The organism is Kitasatospora sp. NPDC036755, assembly GCF_040636595.1.
GTDB lineage: Bacteria > Actinomycetota > Actinomycetes > Streptomycetales > Streptomycetaceae > Kitasatospora.
On sequence record NZ_JBEZUT010000401.1, the window covers coordinates 1 to 6903 of the forward strand.

Annotated in this window: 5 protein-coding genes and 1 pseudogene; all 6 read right to left on the bottom strand. The window is 74.0% G+C overall.

Features of this window, described 5'->3' with window-relative positions; all coding sequences use genetic code 11:
- Positions 1 to 991: pseudogene (locus AB0E96_RS36310) on the bottom strand (serine protease); the annotation flags it as partial.
- Positions 992 to 1196: 205 nt separating this feature from the next.
- Positions 1197 to 2126, bottom strand: coding sequence for a tRNA pseudouridine(55) synthase TruB (gene truB / locus AB0E96_RS36315; RefSeq protein ID WP_359830292.1), 930 nt, complete (start codon positions 2124 to 2126; stop codon positions 1197 to 1199).
- A 35-nt stretch (positions 2127 to 2161) separates the two neighbouring features.
- Positions 2162 to 3265, bottom strand: coding sequence for a bifunctional oligoribonuclease/PAP phosphatase NrnA (locus AB0E96_RS36320; protein WP_359830294.1), 1104 nt, complete (start codon positions 3263 to 3265; stop codon positions 2162 to 2164).
- 2 nt (positions 3266 to 3267) lie between these two features.
- Entirely contained in the window at positions 3268 to 3708 is a 441-nt protein-coding gene (gene rbfA, locus AB0E96_RS36325) for a 30S ribosome-binding factor RbfA (RefSeq protein ID WP_359830297.1), read from the bottom strand.
- Positions 3709 to 3861: 153 nt separating this feature from the next.
- On the bottom strand, positions 3862 to 4158 hold the full coding sequence (locus AB0E96_RS36330) for a DUF503 domain-containing protein (RefSeq protein ID WP_238741325.1): 297 nt from the start codon (positions 4156 to 4158) through the stop codon (positions 3862 to 3864).
- A gap of 151 nt (positions 4159 to 4309) precedes the next feature.
- Positions 4310 to 6903 (bottom strand): translation initiation factor IF-2 (infB, locus tag AB0E96_RS36335; protein ID WP_359830299.1); only part of this gene is annotated, 2594 nt, incomplete at its 5' end.

The window sequence follows — 6903 nt, forward strand, 5'->3', positions numbered from 1 at the left end:
CTGGCGGCGCTCGCGGACCGCTGGCACGGCGCCGGTACCGGGCTGCGGCTCGGCGCGGTGCTGCGCTTCCGGCCGCAGCCCGGCCCGGACGGCCTCCGCGCAGCCAGAGGGTGGGCAGCGGGTGGGCGGCGTCGGCCCGGCGGGCGGCCAGCGCGGCCAGTTCGGTGGTGCGGCCGCTGCCGGGGGCGCCGACCAGTGCCGTGACGGTCGCGGCCGGTTCGTCCCCGGCGAGGCCGTCGGGCCGGTCCACCCGGTCGGCGGCCAGGTGGGCCACCCGGCCCGGCCCGGCGCCGGCCTCCGCCACCTGGGCGGCGGTCAGCCGCAGCACCCCGGCGAGGTTGAGCGCCGGGCCGTAGCCGGGCACCGCCGCCGCGTTGCTCGCCAGCAGCCCGGCCAGTGCCTCGGCGGCCGCCGTCCCGCCCGGGGGGCCCGTCCCCACCGGCACGGCCGTCAGCGCCCCGCCGTGCCGCGGTTCGCAGGCGGCGGGCGCGGCCAGGGCGACCACCGCCCCGCTGCGGGCGTCCAGCACCGGGGAACCGGCCGGCACCGCGATCCCCCCGACCACCGGCACGTCCAGCAGCAGCACCCCGCCGAGCCGGTGCCCGCCGTACGCCGCGCCGGTGACACCGAGCAGCCCGCAGCGCAGCGCGACCACCCGCCCGTCCTCCCCCGCCAGCGCGGGCAGCAGCGCCTCGTGCCCGGCCGCGACGGCGGCCAGCGGCAGCGGCGGCACCGGCAGGCCGCCGAGCGCCTCGGTGGACAGCAGTGCGAGCCCGTGCTCGGGCAGCGGCAGCACGGCGTCCGGGCCGAGCACCCTGGTCTGCCCGCCGGGGGTGTGCAGGACGACCCGGTCCAGTCCGGCCACGCTCTCGTGCGCCGTCAGCACGCTCCCCCGCCGGTCGGCGACGAACCCTAATCCGTGCAGCCGTCCGTTGAGGTCGCGGATCCGCAGCAGGTACCGCCCCGGATCGCCCTCCAGGAACCCCGGCATCTCGTGCCCCCTCGGCCGTCGCTCGCTCGCCGCCGGAAGCCTGCCCGCCGGGGCCGCGCCCCGACCGCACCCGCGCCGCTCACCACGGGCGTTCACTCCGTGCGCTCCCTCGTGCGGGTGAAGGGGTGCCGGGAACGCGGAAGCCCCCGTCGGGGTGACTCCCGACGGGGGCTCCGAGCCACGGGGCTCCGAGCGGCAGAAGCCGTCAGCCGACGAAGACCGCGACCGGCTTCGCCTGCCCGGCCTTCTCCTCGACCAGCGCGAGGAAGCGCCCGTCCGGCCCGAACACCGCGATCGGTCCGTCCGCGCCCAACCCGGGCGCCTTCAGCCGGGCACCGTGCGACAGCTTCTGCGCCGAGGCCTCGTCGAGGTCCCAGCGGGGGAAGGCGGCCGCCGCGGCCTCGGCGATCGGCAGCACCTCCAGGCCCGTCGCGGACTCGCCGGTGACCTGGGCCTCCAACTGCTCCAGGGTGCGCGCCGACTCCACCCCGTACGGGCCCACCTTCGTGCGCCGCAGCGCGGTCAGGTGCCCGCCGACGCCCAGTCCGGCGCCCAGGTCCCGGGCCAGCGCCCGGATGTAGGTGCCGGAGGAGCACTCGACGGTGACGTCCAGGTCGATCACCGGGGTGCCGTCCTCGGCGACCGCCGCGCGCTGCTCGTGCACGGTGAAGGAGTGGATCGTGGTCGGCCGGGCCGCGAGCTCGAAGTCCTCGCCCTCGCGCACCCGCGCGTACGAGCGCTTGCCGTCGATCTTGATCGCGCTGACCTTGGACGGCACCTGCATGATCTCGCCGGTGAGCGCCGCGATCCCGGCGTCGATCGCCTCCCGGGTGACGGCGTCGGCCGGGGTCGAGGCGGTGACGTCGCCCTCCCGGTCGTCGGTGACGGTGGTCTGGCCGAGCCGGACGGTCGCCTCGTAGGTCTTGGCGGTGAGCATCAGGTGGCCGAGCAGCCGGGTGGCCCGCTCGACGCCGATCACCAGCACGCCGGTGGCCATCGGGTCCAGGGTGCCGGCGTGCCCGACCTTCCGGGTCCCGGCCAGCCACCGCAGCTTGGCGACGACCCCGTGCGAGGTGATGCCCTCGGGCTTGTCGACGATCACCAGGCCGTCCGGGCCGGTGCCTTTGCGCTTCATCGGGTTCTTTCTCTCAACAACATCAGGGGAGACGATCAACGTACCGGTCGCAGCGCGCCCCGGAACCGCTCGACCACCTCGGCCACGTCCTCGCGGACGCTGAAGCCGGCCGCGAAGACGTGTCCCCCGCCGCCCAGCTCGGCACAGGCCGCGGCGACGTCCACCGCGCCCTTGGAGCGCGAGGAGCCGCGCAGCGTGCCGTCCGGGTCCTGCTTGAGCACCAGCGCCACCTCGGCCTCGGCCGGGCGGCGCAGGATGTCGATCAGGCCCTCGATCTCCTCGACCGTGACGCTGAACAGCGCGAGGTCCTGGTACGGCACCCAGGTCCACACCAGGCCCAGCCCGCCGGCCGCCGCCGGCTCGTAGACGGCCCGGTCGAGCGCGCCCGCGAGCACCTTGAGGTAGCCGAAGGAGGAGGTGTCCCACAGCTGCCGGGAGATCAGGTCGTGCCGGATGCCGGTGGCCAGCAGCCGGCCGGCCAGTTCGTGGGTGGCGGGCGTGGTGGCCCGGTACTTGAACGAGCCGGTGTCGGTGGCGACACCGGTGTAGAGGCAGGTGGCCAGCTCCTGGTCCAGCTCGACGCCGAGCCGGCGCAGCAGTTCGTCGACCAGCACGGCGGTGGCCGGAGCGGTCGGGTCGATCAGCTGGTGGGTGCCGAAGCCCGGGTTGGAGGCGTGGTGGTCGAACACCGCCAGGACGGGCGCGGCGAAGGCCTTGTCGCGCAGCAGGCCGAGCCGGCTCTCCGCGGCCACGTCGAAGCAGAGCACCAGTTCGGGAACGTCCGGCACCTCGGCGGCCGGCACGATCAGCTCCTGGCCGGGCAGGAAGGCCAGCGACTCGGGCACGATCTGCGGGTCGTCGCCGAAGGAGACCCGCACCTGCTTGCCGAGCGCCCGCAGCGCCAGCGCGGCCGCCAGCGAGGAGCCCAGCGCGTCGCCGTCCGGGCAGATGTGGCAGATCAGGTCGATCGCACGGGCCCGCCCGATCTCCGCCACCACCTGCTGCCAGAGCAGTTCGAACCCGGACTCCTCGGTGCGCGGCCCCGGGAGCGCCACGAGGGCACCCTCCACCGTGCTGGTGGAGGACGCCCCCGTGGTCGATCCGGCTCGCGAGGCGGCCTGCGCCGGCTCACCCGCCATGACTACTCGTCCTCGTCGTCACGCTCGGACGCAGGGGCCCGGTACGGGTCCGCGTCACCGGCGTAACTCGCGCCCGCGGCCCGGGTGCGCACGGCGGCGTCCGAGGTGCGGGCCCGGTCGAGCAGGTCGTCGATGTTCCGGGCGTTGTCCGGCAGCGCGTCCGCGACGAAGGTCAGCGTCGGGGTGAAGCGCACCCCGATCTTGCCGACCTCGGAGCGGATCACGCCCTTGGCGCTCTCCAGCGCGGCCGCGGTGGCCTCGCGCTCGGTCTCGTCACCGAAGACGGTGTAGAAGACGGTGGCCTCGCGCAGGTCTCCGGTCACCCGGGTGTCGGTGATGGTCACGAACCCCAGACGGGGGTCCTTGATCCGCCGTTCCAGGGTCTGGGCGACGACCACCTGGATGCGGTCGGCGAGCTTGCGCGCCCTTGCGGTGTCGGTCACGTTGCCTCCTCGTGCAGTGGGCCCGGTACCCGGGTGAGCTGCGCACCCGTCGGGGCCCACGCCCCAAAGTACCGGCCCGCGCCCGGCCTTGCGGGCGCTCTCGGTCCTGATCCGTGTGAGAACGGCGACTTCCGCCGGCCGGCTCCACGGTCCTCATTCGTCGTCGTCGTTGTGGTAGCGCCTCCTCGTGGAGAGGAGCTGCACCTCGGGGCGGCCGGCGACCAACCGCTCACAGCTGTCCAGGACCTCGGTGACGTACCCGGCTTCGCCGGAGACCACCGCCAGGCCGATCTCGGCCCGGCGGTGCAGGTCCTGGTTCCCGGTCTCGGCAGCGCACACGCTGTACTTGCGCTGCAGTTCGGCCACGATGGGCCGCACGATCGAACGCTTCTCCTTGAGCGAGTGGACGTCGCCCAGCAGCAGGTCGAACGTGAGTGTTCCCACGAACATGTATGACAGGTCTCGCCGACCTGGAAGGCCTCGGGGAGCGGCCCGCAACCGGGCTCGCGCCGCTGTGTCTGACTACTCCCGGACCCTACACAGCGAGACCGGGGCCGGTCGACGGAAATACCACCCGTCGACCGGCCCCGGCTGACACCGACTAGGCGCGCGGCTTCTCGCGCATCTCGTAGGTCTCGATGATGTCCTCGACCTTGATGTCGTTGAACGACCCCAGGGTGACACCGGCCTCGAAGCCCTCGCGGACCTCGGTCGCGTCGTCCTTGAAGCGGCGCAGACCCTCGATGGTGAGGCTCTCCGCCACGACCTTGCCGTCGCGGATGAGGCGGGCCTTGGCGTTGCGGCGGATGATGCCGTCGCGGACCAGGACACCGGCGATGTTGCCGAACTTGGAGGAGCGGAAGACCTCGCGGATCTCCGCGGCGCCGAGGCGCACCTCCTCGTACTCCGGCTTGAGCATGCCCTTGAGGGCGTTCTCGATCTCCTCGATCGCCTGGTAGATGACCGAGTAGTACCGGACGTCCACGCCTTCCTTGTCGGCCGCGGCGCGCGCACGGCCTTCGGCGCGCACGTTGAAGCCGATGATGATGGCGTCCGAGCCCATCGCCAGGTCCACGTCGGACTCGGTGATGGCACCCACACCGCGGTGCAGGACCCGGAGCTCGACCTCCTCGCCCACGTCCAGCTTGACCAGGGCGTCCTCGAGGGCCTCGACCGAACCGGAGACGTCACCCTTGATGATGAGGTTGAGCTGCTCGATGGAGCCGGCGGCGATGGCCTTGTCCAGGTCCTCCAGGGACACCCGGACCCGACGCTGCGCGAAGGCGGCGTTGCGGTCGCGGGCCGAGCGCTTCTCGGCGATCTGACGGGCGGTGCGGTCCTCGTCGACGACGATGAAGCTGTCGCCGGCGCGGGGCACCGAGGTCAGACCGAGCAGCAGCACCGGACGGGACGGGCCGGCCTCGGCGAGGTTGTTGCCGTTCTCGTCCAGCATCGCGCGGACGCGGCCGTAGGCGTCGCCCACGACGATCGAGTCGCCGACGCGGAGCGTACCGCGCTGCACGAGCACGGTCGCCATGGCGCCGCGGCCCTTGTCCAGGTGCGCCTCGATGGCGATACCCTGCGCGTCCTGCTCCGGGTTGGCCCGCAGGTCCAGCGAGGCGTCCGCGGTCAGGACCACGGCCTCCAGCAGCTGGTCGATGTTCAGGCCCTGGCGCGCGGAGATGTCGACGAACATGGTGTCGCCGCCGTACTCCTCGGCCACCAGACCGAACTCGGTCAGCTGACCGCGGACCTTGGTCGGGTCGGCACCCTCGACGTCGATCTTGTTGACGGCGACCACGATCGGCACACCGGCGGCCTTGGCGTGGTTCAGCGCCTCGACCGTCTGCGGCATGACACCGTCGTTGGCCGCGACCACCAGGATCGCGATGTCGGTGGACTTGGCACCACGGGCACGCATGGCGGAGAACGCCTCGTGACCCGGGGTGTCGAGGAAGGTGATCGGGCGCTGCTCGCCGTTCACCTCGGTGACAACCTGGTAGGCACCGATGTGCTGGGTGATGCCACCGGCCTCGCCGGCCACCACGTTGGACTTGCGGATGGCGTCCAGCAGGCGGGTCTTACCGTGGTCGACGTGACCCATGACGGTGACGACCGGCGGACGCGGGGCCAGCTGGTCCTCGTCGCCCTCGTTGGCACCGAAGTCGATGTCGAACGACTCCAGCAGCTCGCGGTCCTCGTCGTCCCGGCTGACGATCTCCAGCTGGAAGCCCATCTCGCCGGCCAGCAGCTCGAGGGTCGCGTCGGAGACCGACTGGGTCGCGGTGACCATCTCACCGAGGTTGAACATGACGGAGACGAGCGCGGCCGGGTTGGCGTTGATCTTCTCCGCGAAGTCCATCAGCGAGGCGCCGCTCGACAGGCGAACGGTCTGGCCGTTGCCGCGAGGCAGCATCACACCGCCGACGGACGGGGCCTGCATGGCCTCGTACTCCTGGCGCTTCGCCCGCTTCGACTTGCGACCGCGCGCCGGGCGACCGCCCGGGCCACGACCGAAGGCGCCCTGCGTGCCACCACGGGCACCCGGGCCGCCGGGACGACCGCCGAAGCCGCCGGGACGCGGGCCGAAGCCACCGCCGCCGCCCGGGGCACCGCCACCGGGACGCGGGCCGCCGAAGCCGCCGCCACCGGCCGGACGCGAGCCCGGACCGGCCGGACGACCCTGGAAGCCGGGACGGGCGCCGCCGGCACCCGGACCACCCGGACGGCCGCCGGGGCCACCCGGACCACGGCCACCCGGACCCGGACGCGGGCCGGCCGGACGCTGCGGCATCATGCCCGGGTTCGGGCGCGGCATGCCGGACGGGGTCGGGCCACCGGGACGCGGCGCGGCCGGACGCGGCATGCCGTCGGGACGCGGGGCACCACCCGGACGGGGGGCACCGGCACCCGGACCACCCGGACGCGGACGGTCGCCACCGGGACGCGGCGCACCGGCACCCGGGGCACCGGCGGGACGCGGACGGTCGCCACCGGGACGCGGCGCACCGGCACCCGGGGCACCGGCGGGACGCGGACGGTCGCCGCCCGGACGCGGACGGTCGCCACCCTGGGCACCACCCGGACGCGGGGCACCGCCCTGACCGCCCTGACGGCGGTCGCCGGGGCGGCCCATGCCGGTGGCGCTGCCCGAGGTGAACGGGTTGTTGCCCGGACGCGGACCGGCCGGACGCG

Bases quoted from the DNA above. Each gene is read 5' to 3' on its own strand.
- truB (WP_359830292.1), bottom strand. From the start codon at position 2,126: ATGAAGCGCAAAGGCACCGGCCCGGACGGCCTGGTGATCGTCGACAAG.
- AB0E96_RS36320 (WP_359830294.1), bottom strand. From the start codon at position 3,265: ATGGCGGGTGAGCCGGCGCAGGCCGCCTCGCGAGCCGGATCGACCACG.
- AB0E96_RS36330 (WP_238741325.1), bottom strand. From the start codon at position 4,158: ATGTTCGTGGGAACACTCACGTTCGACCTGCTGCTGGGCGACGTCCAC.